This is a genomic window from Janthinobacterium sp. 1L-D-8-B-C4 (genome assembly GCF_057291295.1).
Map to the genome: position 1 here is coordinate 18,881 of NZ_JBXAVX010000018.1, position 21,583 is coordinate 40,463.

Genomic DNA, 21,583 nt, shown 5'->3' on the forward strand with positions numbered 1-21,583 from the left:
CGGCTTACTCGAACCCGCGTATGCGGTCGCCATTGAAGTTCGGCAGCCGCCACGAAAAGCGCAGCGCCAGGAAGCGGAACAGCAGGCCGGCGGCGATCGACGCCAGCTGCGCCACCGCGCTGTCGACCTTGAAATGCAGCAGGGCGACGTAGAGTGCGCCGGTAAACACCGCCACGGTGGCATACACTTCGCGCTGCAGCACCAGCGGAATCTGGTTGCACAAAATATCGCGCAGCAGGCCGCCAAACACCCCGGTGATCATGCCGGCCAGCACCACGATGGCCGGATGCATGCCGGCCGACATGGCGATATCGCAGCCGATCACGCAAAACGCTACCAGTCCCAGTCCGTCGACGATCAGAAATACCGAGCGCAGATGGTGCAGATAGCGCGCCACGAACGCCGTGACGATCGCCGCGCCGCCCGTAAACAGCAGGTATTCCGGGTGCGCGATCCAGCCCAGGGGATAGTGTCCCAGCAGCACGTCGCGGATGGTGCCGCCGCCCAGTGCGGTAACGGTGCCGATCATTACGATGCCGAACAGATCCATGCCGCGGCGCATGCCCATGATGGCGCCGGACATCGCTTCGGCGGAAATCGCCACGAGGTAAATGATATATAACAGCATGGTTCTCTTCCAGGATACGGCAGGCGCAAGTGCGCGATAGCGTCATTGTGCACCGCAACACGCCCTTCCTAATCAAAAGTAAGTATTATTTGGGAATGATAAATTTTTCTAATCCAGGGCGGCGCTGATGGAACTCAATCCCAAGCATACGGAAGCGTTTCGCGCCGTCATCGAGACCGGCAGTTTCGAACAGGCCGCACTGCAGCTGCACCTGACCTCGCCCGCCATTTCGCAACGCGTGCGCGCGCTGGAAAGCCAACTGGGCAATGCCCTGATCGTGCGCAGCCGCCCTGCCCGCGCCACGCGCACCGGCCAGCGCCTGATGCAGTACCTGAAACGCGCCAGGCTGCTCGAAGCGGATCTGGAGGCAGAGCTGGCGGTGCAGCAGGACGCGCCGCTGACCCTGGTGCTGGCACTGAACGCCGACTCGATGGGCACCTGGTTTTTCCCGGCCCTTGCCGATATTTTGAACCGCGAAAGAGTGCTGCTGGACCTGGCCGTGGAAGACCAGGACCATACTTATACCTTGCTGGAAACAGGCATGGCGATCGGCTGCATCAGCACCGAGCCGAAACCGATGCGCGGTTGCACGGCCGAACCGCTGGGCGTGATGCGCTACTGGCTGGTGGCCACGCCGGCGTTCCGCCAGCAGTGGTTCGTCCAGGGTCTCACGCGCGCGGCCGCGCGCCTGGCGCCGGTGGTGGCCTACACGCGCAAGGACACCTTGCAGTCGAACTACCTGCAGCAGGCGCTGGGCCTGCCCGAAGGCGCCTACCCTTGCCACTACGTGCCGGGCGCCACCTCGCACTTCAACGCCATCCGCTACGGGCTCGGCTACGGCATGGTGCCGGAACTGCTGTTGCAGGCCAATCCCGACGGCAAGCTGGTCGAGATGCTGACGCCAAAGCAGCCGGCCGACGTGGCGCTGTACTGGCATACCTGGAAGGTGCAGTCGCCGCGCATGGAGCAGCTGTCGCGGCAGATCATCGCTGCCGCACGCAAGATGCTCAAATGATGCCGGGCAGGCCTGCTGAACCGGCTTTTATCGTAGCGAGGGTGGATGGCGAGGAAGCTGGCGAGATCCGCCAGTTGAGCCGTTTTCCAAGCAATGCACCAAGGGAAATGGCACGCTTTTCAATCAGATGCCATGAGAGATAACCAGCGAGCAGGCAAACCAGAATGGAAGAAACCTGGTTGAAGACCACGCCATACGCGAGAAATTTTTCGGCCATGATCTGCTGCACCGGGAAGCCCCACAGATAAATGCCATACGAAGTATCGGTCTTGAGCTTAATTTCCAGCATGAACGGTAACGCCGATACATACAGGATCGTCAGGAAAAACGCTGCGTAGAAAAAATAATAGTTGTAACTGCCGTCGCGGAACATGTAAAACAGGATCCAAAATCCGGCCAGCATCGCCATGTCGATTCTGATATGTTGCTTGTAATAGGCCAGCACCGCGCCGAAAGAAAAGCAAGGGAACAGCAAGTTGATCTCATGATTTTGCGGAAACCAGCTGATCAACAATTTGTTTCCCAGCAGGGGATCGAGCACGATCACCAGGAAGGCCAGCGCCGGCAGGTATCGGAACTTGAATATCCCTACCAGAAACAGCCCCAATAACACCGCATACGCGCCTACTTCGTATGGAATGGTCCAGATTGAGCCGTTGACTGCGGATTGGTGAGGATTATCGACAAACACACCAGGCAAGGAATACGTGGAAAACATGGCAGTATTTCTATAGATATACTTGTAGACCTCTCCATTCCTGAAATAGTCGGTCACCGGCAGCGTACTCATCAAGGGGCCGATGATCAATGCCGATACCAGCAACGTGAACACCAGCGCCGGCCAGATGCGAAAAATCCTGGCAATGACGAATTTGATCGGGTCACGCTTGTCCAGCAAGCTGTTTGTCACGACCAGACCACTCAGGAAAAAGAACATCTTGACGGCCAGCGAACCGGAATAATCGAACGTCAGAATCGGCCATAAGGGGTCGTTCTTGCCAGGGGTGGGCACCAGGCTGAATGCATGCGCATAAATGACCACGCAAGCGGCAAGCATTCTAAAAATATCCAGATTATTGGCATCCCGGCTTAATATTTTTGAGAGTTGCATTGGACATGAATGCTTATGGCGTGGTTGATCGGGAAGGAAGATGGTGCAGCATGCAGAGTGCGCGGATTATAGCAATATCATCTTAACCTCAGGAAATTATCAAGTTAAGAATGTTGTTATTCCCATGAAAAACGAACGGTTCATGTCCAGCCCGCCCGCTGCTGCAGAGCGCAAAAAAACCCGCTCGCACCAGACGGCGCAAGCGGGTTGATTGAATCCGGCCGCCTGAGGCGGCGGCTGAAGCTGGCTTACTGGACTTCTTCGTAGCGCGCCAACCGTGCCGCCATGCGTGGCGCCAGTTCATGACCGGCGGTAATCGTCACGTTCAGGTCGTTCAATACGCCGTCTTTCAGGCCATACACCCAGCCGTGCACGCTGACCTCCTGGCCGCGCTCCCAGGCATCCTGGACGATGGTTGTCTGGCAGACGTTCAGCACCTGCTCGGCCACGTTCAGCTCGCACAGGCGGTCGCTGCGCTGGCGACTGGTCAGCACGTCGCCCAGGTAGCGCTCGTGCTTCTGGCTGACATCCTGCACATGGCGCAGCCAGTTGTCGACCAGGCCGATACGCGTGCCGGTCATGGCCGCATGCACGCCCTTGCAGCCATAGTGGCCGACGATGATCACATGCTTGACCTTCAGCACGTCGACGGCAAACTGCAGCACCGACAGGCAATTGAGGTCGGAATGCACCACCACGTTGGCGATATTACGGTGCACGAACACATCGCCTGGTGGCATGCCCAGCAGTTCATTGGCCGGCACGCGGCTGTCGGAACAACCGATCCACAGGTATTCAGGCGAAGTCTGCGCTTCCAGGTTCTTGAAGTATTCGGGATTCTTTTCCACCATCGAATCGGCCCAGCGCTTGTTGCGCTGTAGCAGTTCTGACAGGGCCGGGCCGTTTTTTACTTCGGTCATGATTTTTTCCTTAAAAAAACGCCGGGATGTGGTTGGCATCCCGGCGCTATTGATTAATGCTTATTCAAAGAAATCCTTGACCTTGTCTTTCCAGGTCTTGCTTTGCGGGCTGTGCTTGGCACCGCCCTCGGTGGTGGATTTTTCAAAGTCGCGTAGCAGTTCTTTTTGTTTTTCGGTCAGCTTGACCGGCGTTTCGATCGCCACGTGGCAGAACAGATCGCCCGCATAGCCGGAGCGCACGCCCTTGATGCCCTTGCCCTTGAGGCGGAAGGTTTTGCCCGACTGGGTGCCTTCAGGAATTGTGAACGACACTTTGCCGTTCAGGGTGGGCACTTCGATATCGCCGCCCAAGGCTGCCTTGGTGAACGAAATCGGCATTTCGCAATGCAGGTCATCGCCTTCGCGCTGGAACACGGCGTGCGGCTTGATATGGATTTCCACATACAGGTCGCCGGCCGGCCCGCCATTCGTGCCCGGTTCGCCGTTGCCGGACGAACGGATACGCATGCCGTTGTCGATGCCCACTGGAATCTTGACTTCCAGCGTCTTGTTGCGCTTGATGCGGCCTGCACCGGCGCAAGTAGTGCACGGTTCGGGGATCACCTTGCCGCTGCCATGGCATTTCGGGCAGGTTTGCTGGATGCTGAAAAAACCTTGCTGCATGCGTACCTGGCCGTGGCCGGCGCAGGTACCGCAAGTGACGGGCTGGGTGCCCGGCTTGGCGCCGCTGCCATGGCAGGTTTCGCACTTGTCCCAGCTCGGCACGCGGATAGTCGTGTCGAAGCCGTGCGCAGCTTGCTCAAGTGTAATTTCCAGGTTGTAGCGCAAATCGGCGCCACGGTACACTTGCGGGCCAGCATTGCGGCTGCGTCCGCCGCCACCGCCAAAGATGTCGCCGAAGATATCGCCGAAGCTGTCGGCAAAGCCGCCAGCACCGCCGCCGAAGCCGCCACCGCCGCCCATGTTCGGGTCCACGCCGGCGTGACCATAGCGGTCGTACGCTTCGCGCTTTTCCGGATTGGTCAGCATTTCGTAGGCTTCTTTGACTTCCTTAAACTTTTCTTCCGACTCTTTGCTATCCGGATTGCGGTCCGGATGGTATTTCATCGCCAGTTTACGGTAAGACTTTTTGATCTCTTCTTCCGAAGCATTTTTTGCGACACCGAGTGTCTCGTAAAAATCACGCTTTGCCATGTTGTCGGCACCTTGCAGTCTATCTACTGATGTAAAAATTACACGAAAAAGCCGAGTCGAGTGCCGCGCTGGGCGGCGACTCGGCTCGGCCGGTCTTCGTGGCTAATGCCGCGATGTAGCGTTCAGCCCGGCTGCCCCCAAGTTGCAGGAGCGCAAGAGATTACTTGCTGTCTTTGACTTCTTTGAAGTCAGCGTCAACCACGTCATCTTGCTTGGCGCCAGCATCCGAGGCGCCGCCAGGAGCTTGCTGTGCACCTTCTGCACCGCCGGCCGCTTGTTGCGCTTGCATGTCGGCGTACATTTTTTCGCCCAGTTTCTGCGATGCCGTCGACAGTGCTTCCACCTTGGCGTCGATCTCTGCCTTGTCGCCGGCCTTGATGCTTGCTTCCAGGTCGGTAATGGCCGCTTCGATCTTTTCTTTCTCGCCGGCTTCCAGCTTGTCGCCGTATTCCGTCAGCGATTTGCGGGTCGAGTGTACCAGAGCATCGGCCTGGTTGCGCGACTCGGCCAACTCTTTCACCTTCTTGTCTTCTTCTGCGTTCAACTCGGCGTCTTTGACCATCTTCTGGATTTCAGCCTCGGTCAAACCGGAGTTCGCCTTGATGGTGATCTTGTTTTCCTTGCCGGTGGCCTTGTCTTTCGCGCCGACATGCAAAATGCCGTTGGCGTCGATGTCGAAGGTCACTTCGATCTGTGGCGTGCCGCGCGATGCTGGTGGGATGCCTTCCAGATTGAATTCGCCCAGGCCTTTGTTGCCGGCCGCGATTTCGCGCTCACCCTGGTAGACCTTGATGGTCACCGCAGGCTGGTTGTCGTCGGCGGTCGAGAACACTTGCGAGAACTTGGTCGGAATCGTGGTGTTTTTGTGAATCATCTTGGTCATCACGCCACCCAGGGTTTCGATACCCAGGGACAATGGCGTCACGTCCAGCAACAGCAAGTCCTTGCGTTCGCCCGACAGGACCGAACCTTGAATCGCTGCGCCAACTGCCACGGCTTCGTCCGGGTTCACGTCCTTGCGTGGATCCTTGCCGAAGAATTCCTTCACTTTTTCCTGCACCTTCGGCATGCGGGTCATGCCGCCGACCAGGATGATGTCGTCGATGTCCGAAACTTTAACGCCGGCATCCTTGATGGCCATGCGGCATGGCTCCATGGTGGCAGCGATCAGCTCTTCGACCAGGGATTCCAGCTTGGCGCGGGTCATCTTCAGGTTCAGGTGGACCGGTGCGCCATTGGCCATGGCGATGTACGGCTCGTTGATTTCGGTCTGCTGCGACGACGACAGTTCGATCTTTGCGCGCTCGGCCGAAGCCTTGATGCGCTGCAGGGCGATGGGATCTTTTTTCAGATCGATGCCGTTGATCTTCTTGAACTCGTCGATGATGTAATCGATGACGCGCTGGTCGAAGTCTTCGCCACCCAGGAAGGTGTCGCCGTTGGTGGCCAGCACTTCAAATTGTTTTTCGCCGTCAACGTCAGCGATTTCGATGATCGAGACGTCGAACGTGCCGCCGCCCAGGTCATACACGGCGATCTTGCGGTCGCCCTTTTCGTTCTTGTCCAGGCCAAAGGCCAGCGCTGCCGCGGTCGGCTCATTGATGATGCGCTTGACGTCCAGGCCAGCGATACGGCCGGCGTCCTTGGTTGCCTGGCGCTGCGAGTCGTTGAAGTAGGCCGGTACCGTGATGACGGCTTCGGTCACTTCTTCGCCGAGGTAGTCTTCGGCGGTTTTCTTCATCTTGCGCAGCACTTCAGCCGAAATTTGCTGTGGCGCCAGTTTTTTGTCGCGCACGCCGATCCACGCATCGCCGTTGTCGGCTTTGGTGATCTGGTAAGGCATCAGCGCGATGTCTTTCTGTACTTCTTTCTCGTCGAACTTGCGACCGATCAGACGCTTGACTGCGTACAGCGTGTTTTTCGGATTGGTCACGGCCTGGCGTTTTGCCGGCGCGCCGACGAGAATCTCGCCATCTTCCTGGTAAGCGATAATCGACGGCGTCGTGCGTGCGCCTTCGGCGTTTTCGATTACCTTTGGTTGACCGTTTTCCATGATGGAAACGCAGGAATTCGTGGTTCCCAGATCGATACCGATAATTCTACCCATGATTTATTTCCTTTTATTCGCTAGATTTCAGATGGTTCTTATATGTGGCAAAGCGGCATGGTTTCAAGGCTTGCTTGATGCCGCACTCTGATTATTTTGCTTGCGCGGTGGTCACGATGGCCGGACGCAACAGGCGGTCGGCAATCATATAACCTTTTTGCAATACCGACACCACCGTATTGGCTTCCTGCTCGGCCGGCACCACGGCCACGGCCTGGTGCTTCATCGGATCGAGCTTCTCGCCTTGTACCGGCAGGATCTCGACCAGACGGTTGCGCTCGAACGCCGAGCTCAGCTGCTTCAAGGTCATTTCCACGCCTTCCTTCAGCGATTCGATGGTTGGCGCTTCTACTGTCAATGCCATTTCCAGGCTGTCTTTCACGGGCACCAGGGCTTCGGCAAAGCTTTCAACTGCAAATTTATGGGCCTTGGCAACATCTTCCTGGGCACGGCGGCGGATGTTTTCACCGTCGGCCTTGGCGCGCATGAAGGCATCGTGCATCTCTGCAAGACGCGCCTCGGTACTGGCCAGCTGCTCTTCCAAAGTAGGCTCTGCGGGAGTCGATGGTGCAGCCGCCGCAGCGTCCGCTGGCTGATTAGGTACAGCTTGGTTTTCCTGATCTTGCATCTGAAAAGCTCCTACAATCAATGACTTAATATTAGTTAGGCTACATCGCGCTACAACACTGAGCGGCAGATGGGGCTATATCCCTCTCTTTCAAGGGGTATTGGCAACATCGCCAGAAAAGTCGCTCCAAGTTGTCGGGATTACATGCGCGAAGCCCGGCATTCTACCAGTGCGGCACGCTAGCCCGCCATTTCGGTGTTGCCATTTAGAAATCAGTTGGCCGCCCCCAGCGCCAGCGCCGCCGCGCGCGCCTGTTGCCCTTCCTGCTGCTCGGCCGCGCGCTGTGCGGGCGTGCCCATGGTCGGCCAACCAACCATATTCTGTTCGGCAATTTCCGCCATGCCCGTGATCCAGGCTGGTGTTTCGTTCAGGCAAGGAATGTAGTGAAATACCTGGCCACCCGCCGTTTCAAAATCATGCTTCGCTTCCATGGCGATCTCTTCCAGGGTTTCCAGGCAATCGCTGGTAAAACCCGGGCACAGCAAATCCACCCGTTTGACACCCTGCTGCGCCAGCGCGATCAGGGTCGGCGCCGTGTAGGGCTGCAGCCACTCGGCCTTGCCGAAGCGCGACTGGAAGGTGACGATATATTCGTCTTTACTCAGTTTTAACTGCTCCGCCAGCAAACGTGCGGTTTTCAGGCACTGGCAGTGATACGGGTCGCCCAGCAGCAAGGTACGCTTGGGCACGCCGTGAAAGCTCATCACCAGCTTGTCGGGACGGTCATTGATTTCCCAATGTGCCAGCACCGAGTCGCGCAAGGCGGCGATATAGGTGGCATGTTCGTGATACTGCTTGATAAAGCGCAGTTCCGGCACATTGCGCACCGTGGCGTAATGGCTGAACACGGCGTCATGGATGGAACCGGTGGTGGTGCCCGAATACTGCGGATAGGCGGGCAGGATGGCAATGCGTTCGCAACCGTCGCGTTTCAGCTGCGCCAGCACTTCGGGCAAGGACGGCGAACCGTAGCGCATGGCCATGGCCACCGTCAGGCCGTCATGGCCGCGTTCGGCCAGCGCACCGGCCAGCAGTTGCGCCTGCTTTTGCGTATGGACTTTCAGGGGCGAACCCTCCTTGGTCCAGATCGACGCATATTTCTTGGCCGACTGGCCGGAGCGAAACGGCAGAATGATCAGGTTCAGGATAAACCACCACACCAGCCGGGGAATTTCCACCACGCGCGGATCGGACAAAAATTGCTTCAGATAGCGCCGCACGGCCGGCGCGGTCGGTGCATCGGGCGTGCCCAGGTTGACCAGCACCACGGCGCTGCGGGCGACGGTGCCATGGGTGTACGGCGGTTCGGCTTGAAAGGGCATGAGGTTCTTTGATAACGTTGGACGGGTAGCTGAACATTATAGTGGCATTGAACGCACGCTCAGCAATGACGCATCCGGAGTCGGGGTCAGACCCCCGGATGTGTTGGCGCCGAGCTTGACGTTGCCAGTGTTGAGGGTCTGACCCCAGCATTTTCCGGGTTTGCTGGTGGGTTTTGTAACCCTTACAGCAAAGAGCTGGGGTCAGACCCGCGGATGCTTTGTCTCCGAACTTGGCATGAGCGGCGCCAAGGGTCTGACCCCGGCTTTAACTACGTGGCGAGCAATTCCCGCGCATGCTTGCGCGTGGTGGCCGTGATTTCCAGGCCGCCCAGCATGCGCGCCACTTCCTCCACCCGGCCCTTGGCGTCCAACATGTCGATGCGCGAGACGGTCTTGCCGTTGTCCACGGTACCCTTGGCAACCTGGAAATGCTGATTGGCCTGGCTGGCGACCTGCGGCAAGTGGGTTACGCACAGCACTTGTCGGCCCTGGCCCAGGCGTTTCAACAGCCGGCCCACCACTTCGGCCACGGCGCCGCCGATGCCGCTGTCGACCTCGTCGAAAATCAAGGTTGGCGTGGTGGTGGCGTGCGAGGTGATCACGGAAATGGCCAGTGCGATGCGCGCCAGCTCGCCACCGGAGGCCACCTTCGCCAGCGGCTTGGGTGCGGTGCCCGCATGGCCGGCGACCAGAAATTCCACTTGCTCCAGGCCATGCGCAGCCGGCTCGCAGGGATGCAGGGCGATTTCAAAGCTGCCGCCCGTCATGCTCAGCTCCTGCATCGCGTGCGTCACGGCGTGCCCCAGTTCCAGCGCGGCGGCGTGGCGCGTGACCGACAGGCGCCCGGCGACCGCCCGGTATTCGGCTTCGATTTTTTCTTCCTGGCGCCGCAAGCCTTCGATATCGCTGGCGTCGGCCAGGTGTTGCAGCTTTTCCGACAGTGTCGCGTGTTCTTGCGGCAATTCTTCCGGCGTGACGCGAAACTTGCGCGCCGTGCTGTGCATCGCTTCCATGCGCGCGTCCAGCTGGTGCAAGCGGTCCGGGTCGAGTTCCACCCGGTCCAGGTAATTGTTCAGCGCATACACCGATTCCTGCAACTGGATGCGCGACGATTCGATCAGGTCGACAATCGGCTGCAGTTCCGCATCGACCGAGACCAGCTTGCCCAGCTTCTGGTTCAGGGTGGCCAGTTGGGAAATCACCGGGTGTTCTTCCGCTTCGGAAATGATCGTCAGCGCCTCCTGCGCGCCTTCGAGCAGGCTGGCCGCATGCGACAGGCGGCTGTGTTCGTTGGTGATCTCGGTCCATTCGCCAGGCTTGGCGGCCAGTTTTTCCAGTTCGCCGACCTGCCATTCGAGCCGTTCGCGCTCGTACAGCACGTTGGCGGCATTGGTTTCGAATTCTTCGCGCTGGCGCACCAGCGCGCGCCAGCGCTTGTGCAGCTGCGCCACCTGGCGCGCATCCTGTTCCGCGCCCGCCTCGCGCGCCGTCGCCTGGCCGTCGAGCAGGGCGCGCTGTGCGTCGCTTTTCAGCAGCGACTGATGGGCATGCTGGCCGTGGATATCGACCAGCATGTCGCCCAGTTCGCGCAGTTGCGCGGCGGTGGCGGCGATGCCGTTGATATACGCTTTCGAGCGGCCCGCATTGTCGATCACGCGGCGCAGCAGGGCGCCGCCGTCATCGTTGGCAAATTGATTGGCCACCAGCCAGGCCTGCGCCACCTCGCTGACGGAAAAGTCGGCCGTGATGTCGGCCTTGGGCGCGCCTTCGCGCACCACGCTGGCGTCGCCGCGCCCACCCAGCGCCAGGGTCAGCGCATCGATCAGGATGGACTTGCCGGCGCCCGTTTCGCCCGTGAGCACGCTGAAGCCGGCGGAAAACTCCAGCTCGATGGTATCGACAATGACAAAATCGCGGATGGACAGTGTATGGAGCATGGCTTCAATGGTTGGGCGGCAAACGGACAGAGAACCGCGGGTTGGCGTGGGTTGGCGTAAAAAGCAACGCGCTTAAACGAGTTTGCCCTCGCCGGACGGATACTCGTTCCAGTGCAGTTTTTCGCGCAGGGTGTTGTAATAGCTCCAGCCTTCCGGATGGAGGAAAGTGATCGTGTGCGGCGAACGGCGTATCAGGATACGGTCTTGCTGCAGCAGGCTGGCAAAGGTCTGCATGTCGAAGTTGACGCTGATATCGCGCCCGCGCACGATTTCCACCACGATCTGGCTCGAGTCGGGCAATACGATGGGCCGGTTCGACAGCGCGTGCGGCGCAATCGGCACCAGCACGATGCCGCCCAGGGTCGGGTGCAGCAGCGGCCCGCCGGCCGACAGCGCGTACGCGGTCGAGCCGGTCGGCGTGGAGATGATCAGCCCGTCCGAACGCTGGTTGTACATGAAATGGCCATCGACTTCGACCCGCAGTTCGGCCATGCCGGCGCCGGCGCCGCGCGCAACGACCACGTCGTTGACGGCCATGCCGACATGAATTGCCTTGCCATCGCGCAATACGCTGCCTTCGAGCAGAGTGCGGCGCTCGGCTTCGAAATTGCCGCCCAAAATGTCGGCCAGTACCGGCAGCATGCGCTCGATCGGAATATCGGTCATGAAGCCCAGCCGGCCCTGATTGATGCCGATCAAGGGCACATCATATGGCGCCAGCTGGCGCGCAATGCCCAGCATGGTGCCGTCGCCGCCCATGACGATGGCGCAGTCGGCGCAAGCGCCAATCTCGGCGGCCGACATGGCGGCTACGCCAGCCACGTCCAGGTGGGCGGCGGTTTCCGCTTCGAACACTACCGTGTGGCCCAAGCCGCGCAGGAACTCGATGATGCTTTTGACGGGCTCGGCGATGCCATCGGTATTCTGCCGCACGACCAGCGCAATGGTCTTGGGCCCCATGTTGAACGTGGAACCCGGGGCTGGCGGCGGTGCTGGCGGAAGATGGTCGTGGTGATCGACGGGCATAAAAATCTCGGCAAATGAATTCGGTGGCAAGTCGCCCCAAGGCTGTCGCGATCAGCACGCCACTACCGCGTAATACTGTATATATGCACAGTATAGAGCGGCAGCACGCTCGCTGCAAGGGGCGTTCGGTAAGTCCTGCAGGCAGTGTAATCGGGATGGACGGCGCGAGCGAGAAGAAAAGATAAGCTCCTGCGTGCGCCAGCGCCCCCACGGCCGGGAAATCCGCTTGCGTGCTCTGGCACCTGCAGGGACACTGGGGACATGTCATTTCTTTGACTTCAGGAGGCCACATGGTTACCGAACATAGCGAGCGCAGCGAGCGCAAGATCAATACCGATGAAAAAGTAAAAAACGATGGCATGGACCGCCTGCCGCACGAGCGCGACGAGTCGCCGGACGCGCAGAATGTCAAGCCGCGCGACATCATGAAGCAGGCCGCCAGCGATATCGAGCAAGGCCTGGTCGATACCGACCTGCGCAACCAGCCCGGCGTGGAAAAAGTCAATCCTGCGCCGCCGGGCCAGGCCAAACCCGATCCCGAGCTGTCGTCCGACACCATCCGCAAAACCTGATCCGGAGCCTGCCATGCCCTTTCCCGCCCCGCGCCTGCGCGTTTCCCTGCTGGCCCTTGCCGCCGTGACTGCCTTCGCCGGCGCCGGCAGCGCCCTGGCGCAAGCCATGCCGCCCGGCTTCGGCCCCAATCCGACCTTGCCCAAGCCATCGAAGCAATTGATCCCCACGGTGCAGGTGGCGCCGGTGGAACGCTGGGAAGGCGACGCCAAGCCGACGGTGGCGGCCGGTTTTGCCATCCATGCGCTGGCGCGCGACCTCGACCATCCACGCTGGGTCTACGTGCTGCCCAATGGCGACGTGCTGGTGGCCGAAACGAATGCCCCGCCCAAGCCTGAGGACAGCAAGGGCATCAAGGGCAAGATCATGAAGATGACCATGAAAAAGGCCGGTGCCGGCACGCCGACGGCCAATCGCATCACGCTGCTGCGCGGCGTCGATGCAAACGGCGTGGCGCAGACGCGCACGGTCTTCATGCAGGGTTTGAATTCGCCGTTCGGCATGGCGCTGGTCGGCAATCAGCTGTATATCGCCAATGCCGACGCGCTGGTGCGCGTGCCGTATGAGGAAGGCCAGACCGAGATCACGGCCAAGCCCGTCAAGGCGATGGATTTGCCTGGCGGCCCGATCAACCATCACTGGACCAAGAACGTGGTGGCCAGCCCCGATGGCAAGTTTTTATATGTCTCGGTCGGCTCGAACAGCAATGTGGCCGAGAATGGCATGGGCGCCGAAGAAGGCCGCGCGGCGATCTGGCAATATGAAATTGCCAGCGGCAAGCCGCGCATCTTTGCCAGCGGCTTGCGCAATCCGAACGGCATGGCCTGGCAGCCCACCAGCAAGGCGCTGTGGACGGCCGTCAATGAGCGCGACGAGATCGGCGACGAGCTGGTGCCCGACTACATGACCTCGGTCCAGGATGGTGCATTCTACGGCTGGCCTTACAGCTACTATGGCCAGAATGTCGACCAGCGCGTGAAACCGCCGCGCCCGGAACTGGTGGCCAAGGCCATCGCGCCCGACTATGCGCTGGGCGCCCACACGGCCTCGCTGGGCCTGGCGTTCTATGACGGCAAGCAGTTTCCTGAAAGCTACCAGGGCGGAGCCTTTATCGGCCAGCACGGTTCATGGAACCGCAAGCCTTTCAGCGGCTATAAAGTGATCTTCGTGCCGTTCGCCGAGGGCAAGCCGTCGGGGCCGCCGCAGGATTTCGTCGCCGGCTTTCTTGATCGCAAGGGCAACGCGCAGGGACGCCCGGTCGGCGTGGCCGTCGACAAGGATGGCGCGCTGCTGGTGGCTGACGATGTGGGCAATGTGATCTGGCGCGTGACGGCCTCGAAATAAATCGTCGCCGCGCAGGGGCATCCGTCCCTGTGTGGCGCACCGAACGGACCCATGCGGTGGCCTCGCGCATGATGGTTGTTCAAACCTACGCAAAGGAGCACATCATGAAAAAATCAGGATCAGCCGTCTGGAGTGGCGGCCTCAAGGATGGCAAAGGTTTCATTTCCAGCGAAAGCGGTGCGCTCGACAATATTGCCTATGGCTTTAACACGCGCTTTGAAGATGGTCCGGGCAGCAATCCGGAAGAACTGATCGGCGCCGCCCACGCGGCCTGCTTTACCATGGCGCTGTCGGGCAAGCTGGGCGAAGCGGGCCTGAAGGCCACCGCCCTGAAAACCACCGCGCAGGTCAGCCTGGACAAGGTCGATGGCGAATACGCGATCACCGCCATCCACCTGACTCTGGTGGCCACCATTCCGGGCGCTACCGATGAGGTATTCCAGGATGCGGCGCTGCGCGCCAAGCTGGGTTGCCCGGTATCGAAACTGCTGGTGGCGAACATCACGCTCGACGCCACCCTGGAATAAGCCTGCCGCCGCTCCATGCTGCCTTTAACGGATAGCGGGAGCGGTTTTCTGCAAGAAGCGCATAAAACGCCTAGAATCCTGCCACTCCCTCATTCATACCAAGGATACAAGATGCGTATTTTGCACACCATGTTGCGGGTCGGCGACCTGCAGCGCTCCATCGATTTCTACACCAAAGTGCTGGGCATGAAGTTGCTGCGTACCAGCGACAACCCGGAATACCAGTACACGCTGGCGTTTGTCGGCTACGGCTCGAACCCGGACCATGCGGAACTGGAACTGACCTACAACTACGGCAGCACCAGCTATGACCTGGGCACGGCGTATGGCCATATCGCCATCTCGGCCGACGATATCGTTGCCGCCTGCGATGCGGCGCGCAGCAACGGCGGCAACGTCACGCGTGAGCCGGGCCCGGTCAAGGGCGGCACCACCGTGATCGCCTTTATTACCGATCCCGATGGCTACAAGATCGAACTGATCGAACGCAAGTTCGACGGCCAGGGCGGCGGACTGTAATTTATTGCCCCCTATTGGACTGCCGCGGCAATCGTCGCGCGCAGCCAGGCGATGCCGGCATCGCCATCGGTACGGTGATGCCGCACCAGTTCAAACGCAAACGGCGCAATCGCAAATGGCGGCGCCTGCAGCATCAAATCCTTCTGCGCATGCCCCTGCACGGCACGCTGCGCCACCGTCAGGATCAAATCTGTTCCCTTCAGTAACTGCGGCGCCACCGTCCAGTGTGGCAAACGCACGGCGATGCGTCGCGTCTTGCCCAGCTTGGCCAGCGCCGCGTCGACTTCGCCCGCCATGCCGCCATCGGTGGACGCCACCAGCACATGTGGCCGCGCCAGATAGCTTGCCAGGTTCAAAACCTGGCGCGGCGCCAGACCGGCCGGGTCCATCGCGCAAGTAAAAGTTTCCTCGAACAGCAGATCGCTGTGCAGCTGCTGCGGCAGTTGCGCGAACACGCCCAGCGCCAGGTCGATCTCGCCATCCTGCAAGGCCGCCAGCATGGCCGGCCGGCTGGCGTAGCTGATGGAGAGATCAATACCGGGCGCATCCGTGCGCAAGCGGCGCAGCAAGGCCGGCAAGACCTGCGCCGCGCCGTAGTCCGACATGGCCAGGCGAAACACGCGCTGCGTGCTGGCGGCGTCGAACACCGCGCCGCCCAGCACCGAACGCACGTTTTGCAGGGCCTCGGCCAACGGCCGCGCCAGCGCCAGCGCGCGCGCCGTCGGCTGGAAGCCACCCTTGCCGCGCAGCAGCAGCGGATCGCCGAGCAGATGGCGCAGCCGCGCCAGCGCATGACTGACGGCCGGCTGGCTCATGTGCAAGCGCTGGGCCGCGCGCGACAGATGGCGCTCGCTCAGCAAGGCTTCCAGGATCACCAGCAGATTCAGGTCGATCGCGCGCAGACTATTCGTATGGTGCATGTTCTGATGACAAAGTGTGAATTGGATTTTATGCCAACAGCATAATACGATGGCGCCATCAACTCAACAGATGGAGTCTCACATGCAGGGATGGATCACCTTGTTTGCGCCCTTGGCCATGCTGGCCGGCGCCGTCGTGCCGTTCCAGGCCGGCGCCAATGCGGCGCTGGGCCGCAACCTGGGCCACCCGCTGTGGGCCACCGTGGCCTCATTGGGCGTCAGCGCCGTGCTCGCATCACTGGTTATGCTGGTGATGCGCGTGCCGGCACCCGAGGTGGCGCTGTCGCTGCGCGCACCGGGCTGGACCTGGCTCGGCGGCGCGGCCGGCGTGTTTTATATTACGGCCGCGCTGATGCTGGCGCCGCGTATGGGCTCCGGCCCCTTCATGGCGGCCGTGATCGGCGGCCAGGTGCTGGCCGCGCTGGCCATCGACCGCTACGGCTTGCTGGGCTTTGCCGTAAAGCACATCACGCCGCTGCACTGGCTGGGGGCGGCGCTGGTGGTGGCTGGCGTGATCGTCACGCAAGTGGCCAACGGGCGCGCCGGCTGACGAAAAAAAACCAGCGCAGGCGCTGGTTTTTCGTATTCAAAACAATTGTTTAACGGTCGAGCAGCGCGTTGACCGGCACCAGGTCGGTTTCCTTCAGGGTGCCGGCCGCCGACTTCAGGCGCAGGCCGTTCATGATGGTGTCGTAGCGCGCTTTCGACAGGTCTTTCTGGGTCGAAAACAGTTGTTTCTGCGCATTCAAGACGTCGATATTGATGCGCACGCCGACCTGGTAACCCAGCTGGTTCGATTCCAGCGCCGACTTGCTCGACACTTCCGCCGCTTCCAGCGCCTTGACTTGCGCCATGCCGCTGTTGACGCCCAGGAAAGCCTGGCGCGCATTTTGCGAGGCCGAACGGCGCGCCGTTTCCAGGTCGTTGCGGGCCTTGTTTTCCAGCGCGATCGATTGGCGCACGGCGCTGGTGACGGCAAAACCGCTGAAAATCGGGATGCTCCACTGTACGCCAATGGCGTTGTTGTTGCTGCCGCTGCCGGTGCCGCCGCCCGAGGTATAGTTATGGCCCGCATTGGCGATCAGATCGAGAGTCGGGTAGTGGCCGGCGCGATTGCGGCCGATGTCGCGCTTGGCGGACTCGACGTTGAACTGGGCCGTGACAACGCCGAAGTTCTGCTCTTCGGCCGAGCTGACCCAGGGCTCGATGGTGGCTGGCTGCGGCGCGCTGAGCACCACGCCGGTACGCATGGTCGCCAGGCTGGTCGGCGCTTCGCCGATTATCGTTTGCAAGGCGCTGCGCTTGTTGGCCAGGTCATTGATGGCGGCAAACTCCTGTGCCACCACCAGGTCATACGCTGCCTGCGCTTCGTGCGTGTCGGTAATGGTCTGCGTGCCGACCTCGAAGTTGCGCTTGGCCGAGGCCAGCTGCTCGGTGGTCGCTGCTTTTTGCGATTGCGTCGCGCCCAGGTTGTCCTGCGCGCTCAGCACATCGAAATACGCTTGCGCCACGCGCGTGATCAGGTCTTGCTGCACCTGCGCAAACTGGGCTTCGGCAATCGATTGCGCCAGCTTGCTTTGCTGGTAGGTTTCCCAGCGGTCCCAGCGAAACAGCGGCTGCGCCAGGGTCACGTTGTAGCTGTTGGTGCGCACATTGACCGACGGCGAGGTGATCTTGTTGCCGCCCTGGTTCTGGATGATCTGTTCGAGATCGCCACGCGTACTGCTGCCCGATGCGGACACCTGCGGCAACAAGCCTGCCAGGCCCTGCGGCACCGCCTCCATCCCGGCCGACAGGGCCGCGCGCGCGCTGGCATACTGCGCGTCATTGGCCAGCGCCTGCTGGTAGACCTGGATGAGATCGGCCGCCTGTGCCTGCAGCGAGCATGTCATCGAGACAAAGGCGCTGGTCATCAGTACGGCGATAAGGGGTTTCCGCATTGCATTTCTCCGTGGGAGTCGTCAAAAGTTGATGGATACAAGAATCGGGTGCTGCTGCCTGCGGCCCCTCCGGATAAGACGGGTACAGGCCTCCTCGGGCCTGCGCACTGCACAGGCCCGGGATGGCATCTACAAGGAATTACTTAATATTTTGCCATGCTGGCGTCGACCTGCAACGCCCAGGCGTGCATGCCGCCCGTCAGATTACTGACCTTGCCAAACCCATTGCGCTCCAAAAAGGCCGCCACCTGCATGCTGCGCGCGCCGTGATGGCAGATGCAGACGATCTCGGCTTCTTCATCGAGGTCGTCGATGCGCGCCGGGATCGAGTTCATTGGCATCAGGGTAGCGTCGTCCAGCCGGCACAGGTCAAATTCCCACGGTTCGCGCACGTCGAGCAGGAAGGGGCGCGGACGGGAAGAGTCAGCCAGCCAGGCGGCCAGCTGCGGTGCGCTCAAAATCTCCATTGCATCCTCGCCGCTTAGAACTGGAAGTGCGATGGCGGCACGGCTTGCAGCGGCGCCACGCTGGTTTCAAATACCTTGCGCGTATCGTAGGCGACGTCCGAAGTACGCGTGACCAGGTGCGCCGACATGATCGGTGCTTCGCCGATGATGGCCAGGATACGGCCGCCCACCTTGACCTGTTGCAAAATCGCCTCAGGCAGCACCGACAGCGCGCCGGAAATGACGATCACATCGTACGGCGCGCCCGTGCTCCAGCCCTGTGCGCCATCGCCCAGGGTCACGGTGACATTGGTCACGCCATTGGCTGCCAGGGCTTTCTCGGCCTGCGCCTTGATCTGCGGCTGGATTTCCACGCTCAATACATGACGCGCCTTGTGCGCCAGCAAGGCGGCCATATAGCCGCTGCCGGTACCGATTTCCAGGACGTTTTCGTGCTTTTTGACGGCAACTTCCTGCAAGATGCGCGCTTCGAGCTTGGGCGTGAACATGCTTTCGCCGCCGCCCAGCGGGATTTCGGTATCGATAAAGGCCAGGTTCTTGTAGGCAGCCGGAACGAAATCTTCACGCTTGACCACGTTCAACAGCTCCAGCACGTCGATATCCAACACGTCCCAGGGACGGATTTGCTGTTCGATCATATTGAAGCGGGCTTGTTCGATATTCATCTTTGGACTCGGTAAGTGAAGTAATAATCCGCCATTTTATCGTTGAACTGGCTGAAAGCACATGTTAACCATAAAGAGGGGCGTTGGAGGAAATTTGCGACGATCTGCAGATTTGAGGGGGTGAACCTTGCAAAGGGGTAACTGAACGGTAACATTGCGACCGGCGCTCAGCTGTTTATGGCGGACTCCACCTGCAAGCCGCGCAAGCTCATGTCGATAAAGGTATTCAGATAGGCAATCGGATCGATATTGTTGACGTCGCAGGGCAGGAAGGAATGCGTCCACATCATCAGCATGGTCATCGGTGCGCACAGGATGGCGCTGACCAGCACCGGGTCGACGGCACGGAACTCGCCGCGCCGCATGCCGCGCTCGATCAGGCTGGCAATCAGGGCATTGCCGCGCTGCACCACTTCTTCGTTGTAAAACTGCGCCAATTCGGGGAAATTGTTGGTTTCCGCCATCATCAGCTTGGTCAGGCCGGCCAGCTTGGTCGCCCCCAACTCTTGCCACCACTGCATCATCAGGCTGCGCAGCAATTCGCCGCTGCTGGCGTCCGAGGCGGCCATGCTGTCTTCCGCCTCGCCGATGGAATGCACGATATTGTCGCGCACCACCGCCTTGAACAGCTCCTGCTTGTTTTCAAAGTACAGGTACAACGTGCCTTTCGACACGCCAGCGCGCTTGGCCACATCTTCCAGCCGCGTCGAGGCAAAACCGCGTTCGACAAACAGGTCGAGCGCGGCGGCCAGCAATTCCTGCGGCCGCGCATCCTTGCGCCGCTCCCAGCGCGGCTTGCTATCCATCGGGACTTCCATAGGTGATTCCGGTAACTTACTTTTGAGTCATTAATCTTAGACTTGTATACAGGCAAGGTCAAGACTCAATATGGCAAGCATCAGGCGATCCCGGAAAGACCGCCAGCGGCAATCCCATGTTCTGAACGCTGGCTTTGCCAGCGATGTGCACAAGGCGCCCGCCACTATATTCAAGAAAAATTGACTTCAAGGCCATCCAGGGCAGATACCTTTCTTTTCCCTGCCGTCATTGCCTTATGATGTCTGCAATATTGCCTTAACGCATGCCCTCAACGGCAGGCGGGGATCAGAAAGGATCAGGATGTTCAAGACCGTGGGCGAACTGCTGCGCCATTTCAAGGAGGCCGTGCCCTTTCGCCTGGGTCCGGCCGTCATTTCCAGCATCGTGCTGGTGACCCTGCTGCTGTTGCCGACTCCTGATGGCTTGACAGCCAAGGCCTGGGCGCTGGTGGCGATTTTTCTCACCACCATCGTCGCCATCATTTTGAAGGTAATGCCTATCGGCGTGATGGCCATGATGGCGATCGTCATCGTTTCGCTGTCGCAAGTCACATCGACCTCGTCCAAGGGCGCCATCACGGATGCGCTCAGCAGTTTTGCCAATCCGCTGATCTGGCTGATCGTGGTCGCCATCCTGATTTCGCGCGGGCTGAAAAAGACTGGCCTGGGCAGCCGCATCGGCCTGCTGTTCATTTCCTTGCTGGGCAAGCGCACCATCGGCATCGGCTACGGCCTGGCGATCTGCGAACTGGTGCTGGCGCCTTTTACGCCCAGCAACACGGCGCGCGGCGGCGGCATCGTGCATCCGATCATGAAATCGATCGCCAATGCGTTTGACTCCGACCCGGCCAAGGGTACCGAGCGCAAGGTAGGCACTTACTTGGCGCTGGTCAACTACCACGCCAACCCGATCACCTCGGCCATGTTTTTGACGGCCACCGCACCCAATCCGCTGGTGGTCGATTATGTGGCCAGGGTCAGCAACCAGAACTTTCACCTGAGCTGGACCACCTGGGCGCTGTGCATGCTGCTGCCGGGCCTGGTGTGCCTCTTGGTAATGCCGCTGGTAATCTATCTGCTGTCACCGCCGGAACTCAAAGCCACGCCGGACGCGGTCGACTATGCCAAGGCGGAGCTGAAAACCATGGGGCCACTGTCGGCCGCCGAAAAAGTCATGCTGGGCACGTTTGGCCTGCTGCTGTTGCTGTGGGCCAATGTACCGGCCATGCTGTTCGGCCCGGCTTTTTCGCTGGACCCGACGGTGGTCGCCTTTGTCGGCCTCTTCGTGCTGATCATTACGGGTACCATCGACTGGGACGACGTACTGTCGGAAAAAAGCGCTTGGGACACGCTGGTGTGGTTCGGCGCGCTGGTGATGATGGCCGAGCAACTGAACAAGACCGGCGTGATCGCCTGGTTCTCAAGCGGCATGAAAGCCGCCATCGTTGCCAGCGGCATGGACTGGCTGCCGGTGGCCAGCGTACTGGTGCTGGTATTCGTGTTCTCGCACTATTTCTTTGCCAGCACCACGGCCCATATCAGCGCCATGCTGCTGGCCTTCCTGACGGTCGGCGCGCAGCTGATCCCGCCCGCGTACCTGGTGCCGTTCATGCTGATGATGACGGCGGGTTCCGCCATCATGATGACGCTGACCCACTACGCCACCGGCACCTCGCCGATCATCTTTGGCAGCGGCTATGTGACGATGGGCAACTGGTGGCGCACTGGCTTGATCATGTGCCTGGTCGAGCTGGCGATTTTTGCCGTGGTGGGCACCACCTGGTGGAAGCTGCTGGGCTACTGGTAAATCACGTTTCATGCCGCGTTTTGTGCAGTTCATCGCATTTACGTACAGGCAACAGCAGCGCTTTGTTATCTTGACATCGACAGCACGGCAGCCGCAGCGCGGCAGCCGGCTTTTTTCA

21 protein-coding genes are annotated in these 21,583 nt (G+C 60.3%); 7 read left to right on the top strand and 14 right to left on the bottom strand.

Going from position 1 to position 21,583, the window contains the following annotated elements; translation table 11 throughout:
• Positions 1–4 precede the first annotated feature (4 nt).
• A complete protein-coding gene (locus AC0Z42_RS25210) occupies positions 5–628 on the bottom strand; it encodes a trimeric intracellular cation channel family protein (RefSeq protein WP_485470819.1) in 624 nt (207 codons plus the stop codon).
• Positions 629–755: 127 nt separating this feature from the next.
• Here AC0Z42_RS25210 and AC0Z42_RS25215 point away from each other — a divergent pair, with 127 nt between their 5' ends.
• Positions 756–1,643 (top strand): HTH-type transcriptional regulator ArgP, encoded by an 888-nt coding sequence (locus tag AC0Z42_RS25215; RefSeq protein WP_485470820.1) that lies wholly within the window; start codon positions 756–758, stop codon positions 1,641–1,643.
• Here AC0Z42_RS25215 and AC0Z42_RS25220 read toward each other — a convergent pair.
• The 8 genes from AC0Z42_RS25220 to AC0Z42_RS25255 form a co-directional block, all read right to left on the bottom strand.
• Positions 1,636–2,754 carry an acyltransferase family protein gene (locus AC0Z42_RS25220; RefSeq protein ID WP_485470821.1) on the bottom strand — a complete coding sequence of 373 codons (1,119 nt, stop codon included), beginning with the start codon at positions 2,752–2,754 and terminating at the stop codon, positions 1,636–1,638. The genes AC0Z42_RS25215 and AC0Z42_RS25220 overlap by 8 nt on opposite strands.
• Positions 2,755–3,002: 248 nt before the next feature.
• Positions 3,003–3,674 carry a carbonate dehydratase gene (gene can / locus AC0Z42_RS25225; protein WP_485470822.1) on the bottom strand — a complete coding sequence of 224 codons (672 nt, stop codon included), beginning with the start codon at positions 3,672–3,674 and terminating at the stop codon, positions 3,003–3,005.
• Positions 3,675–3,734: 60 nt separating this feature from the next.
• Positions 3,735–4,868, bottom strand: a complete 1,134-nt coding sequence (gene dnaJ, locus AC0Z42_RS25230; protein ID WP_485470823.1) for a molecular chaperone DnaJ — start codon at positions 4,866–4,868, stop codon at positions 3,735–3,737.
• Between the two features lie 160 nt (positions 4,869–5,028).
• Positions 5,029–6,975: a molecular chaperone DnaK gene (gene dnaK, locus AC0Z42_RS25235; RefSeq protein WP_485470824.1), complete on the bottom strand. Its 1,947-nt coding sequence runs from the start codon at positions 6,973–6,975 to the stop codon at positions 5,029–5,031.
• A gap of 91 nt (positions 6,976–7,066) precedes the next feature.
• Entirely contained in the window at positions 7,067–7,603 is a 537-nt protein-coding gene (grpE, locus tag AC0Z42_RS25240; protein ID WP_308924166.1) for a nucleotide exchange factor GrpE, read from the bottom strand.
• Positions 7,604–7,815: 212 nt separating this feature from the next.
• Positions 7,816–8,925, bottom strand: coding sequence for a ferrochelatase (gene hemH, locus AC0Z42_RS25245; RefSeq protein WP_485470825.1), 1,110 nt, complete (start codon positions 8,923–8,925; stop codon positions 7,816–7,818).
• 269 nt (positions 8,926–9,194) lie between these two features.
• Complete coding sequence (gene recN / locus AC0Z42_RS25250) at positions 9,195–10,862, bottom strand: DNA repair protein RecN (RefSeq protein WP_485470826.1); 1,668 nt, start codon at positions 10,860–10,862, stop codon at positions 9,195–9,197.
• 72 nt (positions 10,863–10,934) lie between these two features.
• A complete protein-coding gene (locus AC0Z42_RS25255; RefSeq protein WP_485470939.1) occupies positions 10,935–11,822 on the bottom strand; it encodes an NAD kinase in 888 nt (295 codons plus the stop codon).
• Positions 11,823–12,178: 356 nt separating this feature from the next.
• Between AC0Z42_RS25255 and AC0Z42_RS25260 the strand changes: the two genes are divergently transcribed.
• From AC0Z42_RS25260 to gloA, 4 genes are all read left to right on the top strand, one after another.
• A complete protein-coding gene (locus AC0Z42_RS25260) occupies positions 12,179–12,460 on the top strand; it encodes a hypothetical protein (RefSeq protein ID WP_485470827.1) in 282 nt (93 codons plus the stop codon).
• 13 nt (positions 12,461–12,473) lie between these two features.
• Positions 12,474–13,802 (top strand): PQQ-dependent sugar dehydrogenase, encoded by a 1,329-nt coding sequence (locus AC0Z42_RS25265; protein WP_485470828.1) that lies wholly within the window; start codon positions 12,474–12,476, stop codon positions 13,800–13,802.
• 104 nt (positions 13,803–13,906) lie between these two features.
• On the top strand, positions 13,907–14,329 hold the full coding sequence (locus AC0Z42_RS25270; RefSeq protein WP_485470829.1) for an OsmC family protein: 423 nt from the start codon (positions 13,907–13,909) through the stop codon (positions 14,327–14,329).
• Between the two features lie 111 nt (positions 14,330–14,440).
• A complete protein-coding gene (gene gloA, locus AC0Z42_RS25275) occupies positions 14,441–14,848 on the top strand; it encodes a lactoylglutathione lyase (protein ID WP_308924160.1) in 408 nt (135 codons plus the stop codon).
• A gap of 11 nt (positions 14,849–14,859) precedes the next feature.
• Here gloA and AC0Z42_RS25280 read toward each other — a convergent pair whose 3' ends face one another.
• Complete coding sequence (locus tag AC0Z42_RS25280; protein ID WP_485470830.1) at positions 14,860–15,768, bottom strand: LysR substrate-binding domain-containing protein; 909 nt, start codon at positions 15,766–15,768, stop codon at positions 14,860–14,862.
• An 82-nt stretch (positions 15,769–15,850) separates the two neighbouring features.
• Here AC0Z42_RS25280 and AC0Z42_RS25285 point away from each other — a divergent pair, with 82 nt between their 5' ends.
• Complete coding sequence (locus AC0Z42_RS25285; RefSeq protein ID WP_485470831.1) at positions 15,851–16,318, top strand: DMT family transporter; 468 nt, start codon at positions 15,851–15,853, stop codon at positions 16,316–16,318.
• Between the two features lie 49 nt (positions 16,319–16,367).
• Here AC0Z42_RS25285 and AC0Z42_RS25290 read toward each other — a convergent pair whose 3' ends face one another.
• The 4 genes from AC0Z42_RS25290 to AC0Z42_RS25305 form a co-directional block, all read right to left on the bottom strand.
• Positions 16,368–17,708, bottom strand: a complete 1,341-nt coding sequence (locus AC0Z42_RS25290; protein ID WP_485470832.1) for a TolC family outer membrane protein — start codon at positions 17,706–17,708, stop codon at positions 16,368–16,370.
• A 143-nt stretch (positions 17,709–17,851) separates the two neighbouring features.
• Positions 17,852–18,175, bottom strand: a complete 324-nt coding sequence (locus tag AC0Z42_RS25295) for a rhodanese-like domain-containing protein (RefSeq protein ID WP_485470833.1) — start codon at positions 18,173–18,175, stop codon at positions 17,852–17,854.
• A gap of 14 nt (positions 18,176–18,189) precedes the next feature.
• Positions 18,190–18,840, bottom strand: a complete 651-nt coding sequence (locus AC0Z42_RS25300) for a protein-L-isoaspartate O-methyltransferase family protein (RefSeq protein WP_485470834.1) — start codon at positions 18,838–18,840, stop codon at positions 18,190–18,192.
• Positions 18,841–19,007: 167 nt separating this feature from the next.
• The gene (locus tag AC0Z42_RS25305; protein ID WP_485470835.1) at positions 19,008–19,658 is read right to left on the bottom strand and encodes a TetR/AcrR family transcriptional regulator; all 651 of its coding nucleotides are present in this window, start codon (positions 19,656–19,658) and stop codon (positions 19,008–19,010) included.
• A gap of 301 nt (positions 19,659–19,959) precedes the next feature.
• Between AC0Z42_RS25305 and AC0Z42_RS25310 the strand changes: the two genes are divergently transcribed.
• A complete protein-coding gene (locus tag AC0Z42_RS25310; protein ID WP_485470836.1) occupies positions 19,960–21,465 on the top strand; it encodes a DASS family sodium-coupled anion symporter in 1,506 nt (501 codons plus the stop codon).
• The last annotated feature ends 118 nt before the right edge of the window (positions 21,466–21,583 follow it).

What these genes read in the sequence shown, in the direction of transcription:
- AC0Z42_RS25210 (WP_485470819.1), bottom strand. Translation starts at nt 628, where the DNA reads ATGCTGTTATATATCATTTACCTCGTGGCGATTTCCGCCGAAGCGATG.
- AC0Z42_RS25215 (WP_485470820.1), top strand. Translation starts at nt 756, where the DNA reads ATGGAACTCAATCCCAAGCATACGGAAGCGTTTCGCGCCGTCATCGAG.
- AC0Z42_RS25220 (WP_485470821.1), bottom strand. Translation starts at nt 2,754, where the DNA reads ATGCAACTCTCAAAAATATTAAGCCGGGATGCCAATAATCTGGATATT.
- can (WP_485470822.1), bottom strand. Translation starts at nt 3,674, where the DNA reads ATGACCGAAGTAAAAAACGGCCCGGCCCTGTCAGAACTGCTACAGCGC.
- dnaJ (WP_485470823.1), bottom strand. Translation starts at nt 4,868, where the DNA reads ATGGCAAAGCGTGATTTTTACGAGACACTCGGTGTCGCAAAAAATGCT.
- dnaK (WP_485470824.1), bottom strand. Translation starts at nt 6,975, where the DNA reads ATGGGTAGAATTATCGGTATCGATCTGGGAACCACGAATTCCTGCGTT.
- grpE (WP_308924166.1), bottom strand. Translation starts at nt 7,603, where the DNA reads ATGCAAGATCAGGAAAACCAAGCTGTACCTAATCAGCCAGCGGACGCT.
- hemH (WP_485470825.1), bottom strand. Translation starts at nt 8,925, where the DNA reads ATGCCCTTTCAAGCCGAACCGCCGTACACCCATGGCACCGTCGCCCGC.
- recN (WP_485470826.1), bottom strand. Translation starts at nt 10,862, where the DNA reads ATGCTCCATACACTGTCCATCCGCGATTTTGTCATTGTCGATACCATC.
- AC0Z42_RS25255 (WP_485470939.1), bottom strand. Translation starts at nt 11,822, where the DNA reads ATGGGGCCCAAGACCATTGCGCTGGTCGTGCGGCAGAATACCGATGGC.
- AC0Z42_RS25260 (WP_485470827.1), top strand. Translation starts at nt 12,179, where the DNA reads ATGGTTACCGAACATAGCGAGCGCAGCGAGCGCAAGATCAATACCGAT.
- AC0Z42_RS25265 (WP_485470828.1), top strand. Translation starts at nt 12,474, where the DNA reads ATGCCCTTTCCCGCCCCGCGCCTGCGCGTTTCCCTGCTGGCCCTTGCC.
- AC0Z42_RS25270 (WP_485470829.1), top strand. Translation starts at nt 13,907, where the DNA reads ATGAAAAAATCAGGATCAGCCGTCTGGAGTGGCGGCCTCAAGGATGGC.
- gloA (WP_308924160.1), top strand. Translation starts at nt 14,441, where the DNA reads ATGCGTATTTTGCACACCATGTTGCGGGTCGGCGACCTGCAGCGCTCC.
- AC0Z42_RS25280 (WP_485470830.1), bottom strand. Translation starts at nt 15,768, where the DNA reads ATGCACCATACGAATAGTCTGCGCGCGATCGACCTGAATCTGCTGGTG.
- AC0Z42_RS25285 (WP_485470831.1), top strand. Translation starts at nt 15,851, where the DNA reads ATGCAGGGATGGATCACCTTGTTTGCGCCCTTGGCCATGCTGGCCGGC.
- AC0Z42_RS25290 (WP_485470832.1), bottom strand. Translation starts at nt 17,708, where the DNA reads ATGCGGAAACCCCTTATCGCCGTACTGATGACCAGCGCCTTTGTCTCG.
- AC0Z42_RS25295 (WP_485470833.1), bottom strand. Translation starts at nt 18,175, where the DNA reads ATGGAGATTTTGAGCGCACCGCAGCTGGCCGCCTGGCTGGCTGACTCT.
- AC0Z42_RS25300 (WP_485470834.1), bottom strand. Translation starts at nt 18,840, where the DNA reads ATGAATATCGAACAAGCCCGCTTCAATATGATCGAACAGCAAATCCGT.
- AC0Z42_RS25305 (WP_485470835.1), bottom strand. Translation starts at nt 19,658, where the DNA reads ATGGAAGTCCCGATGGATAGCAAGCCGCGCTGGGAGCGGCGCAAGGAT.
- AC0Z42_RS25310 (WP_485470836.1), top strand. Translation starts at nt 19,960, where the DNA reads ATGTTCAAGACCGTGGGCGAACTGCTGCGCCATTTCAAGGAGGCCGTG.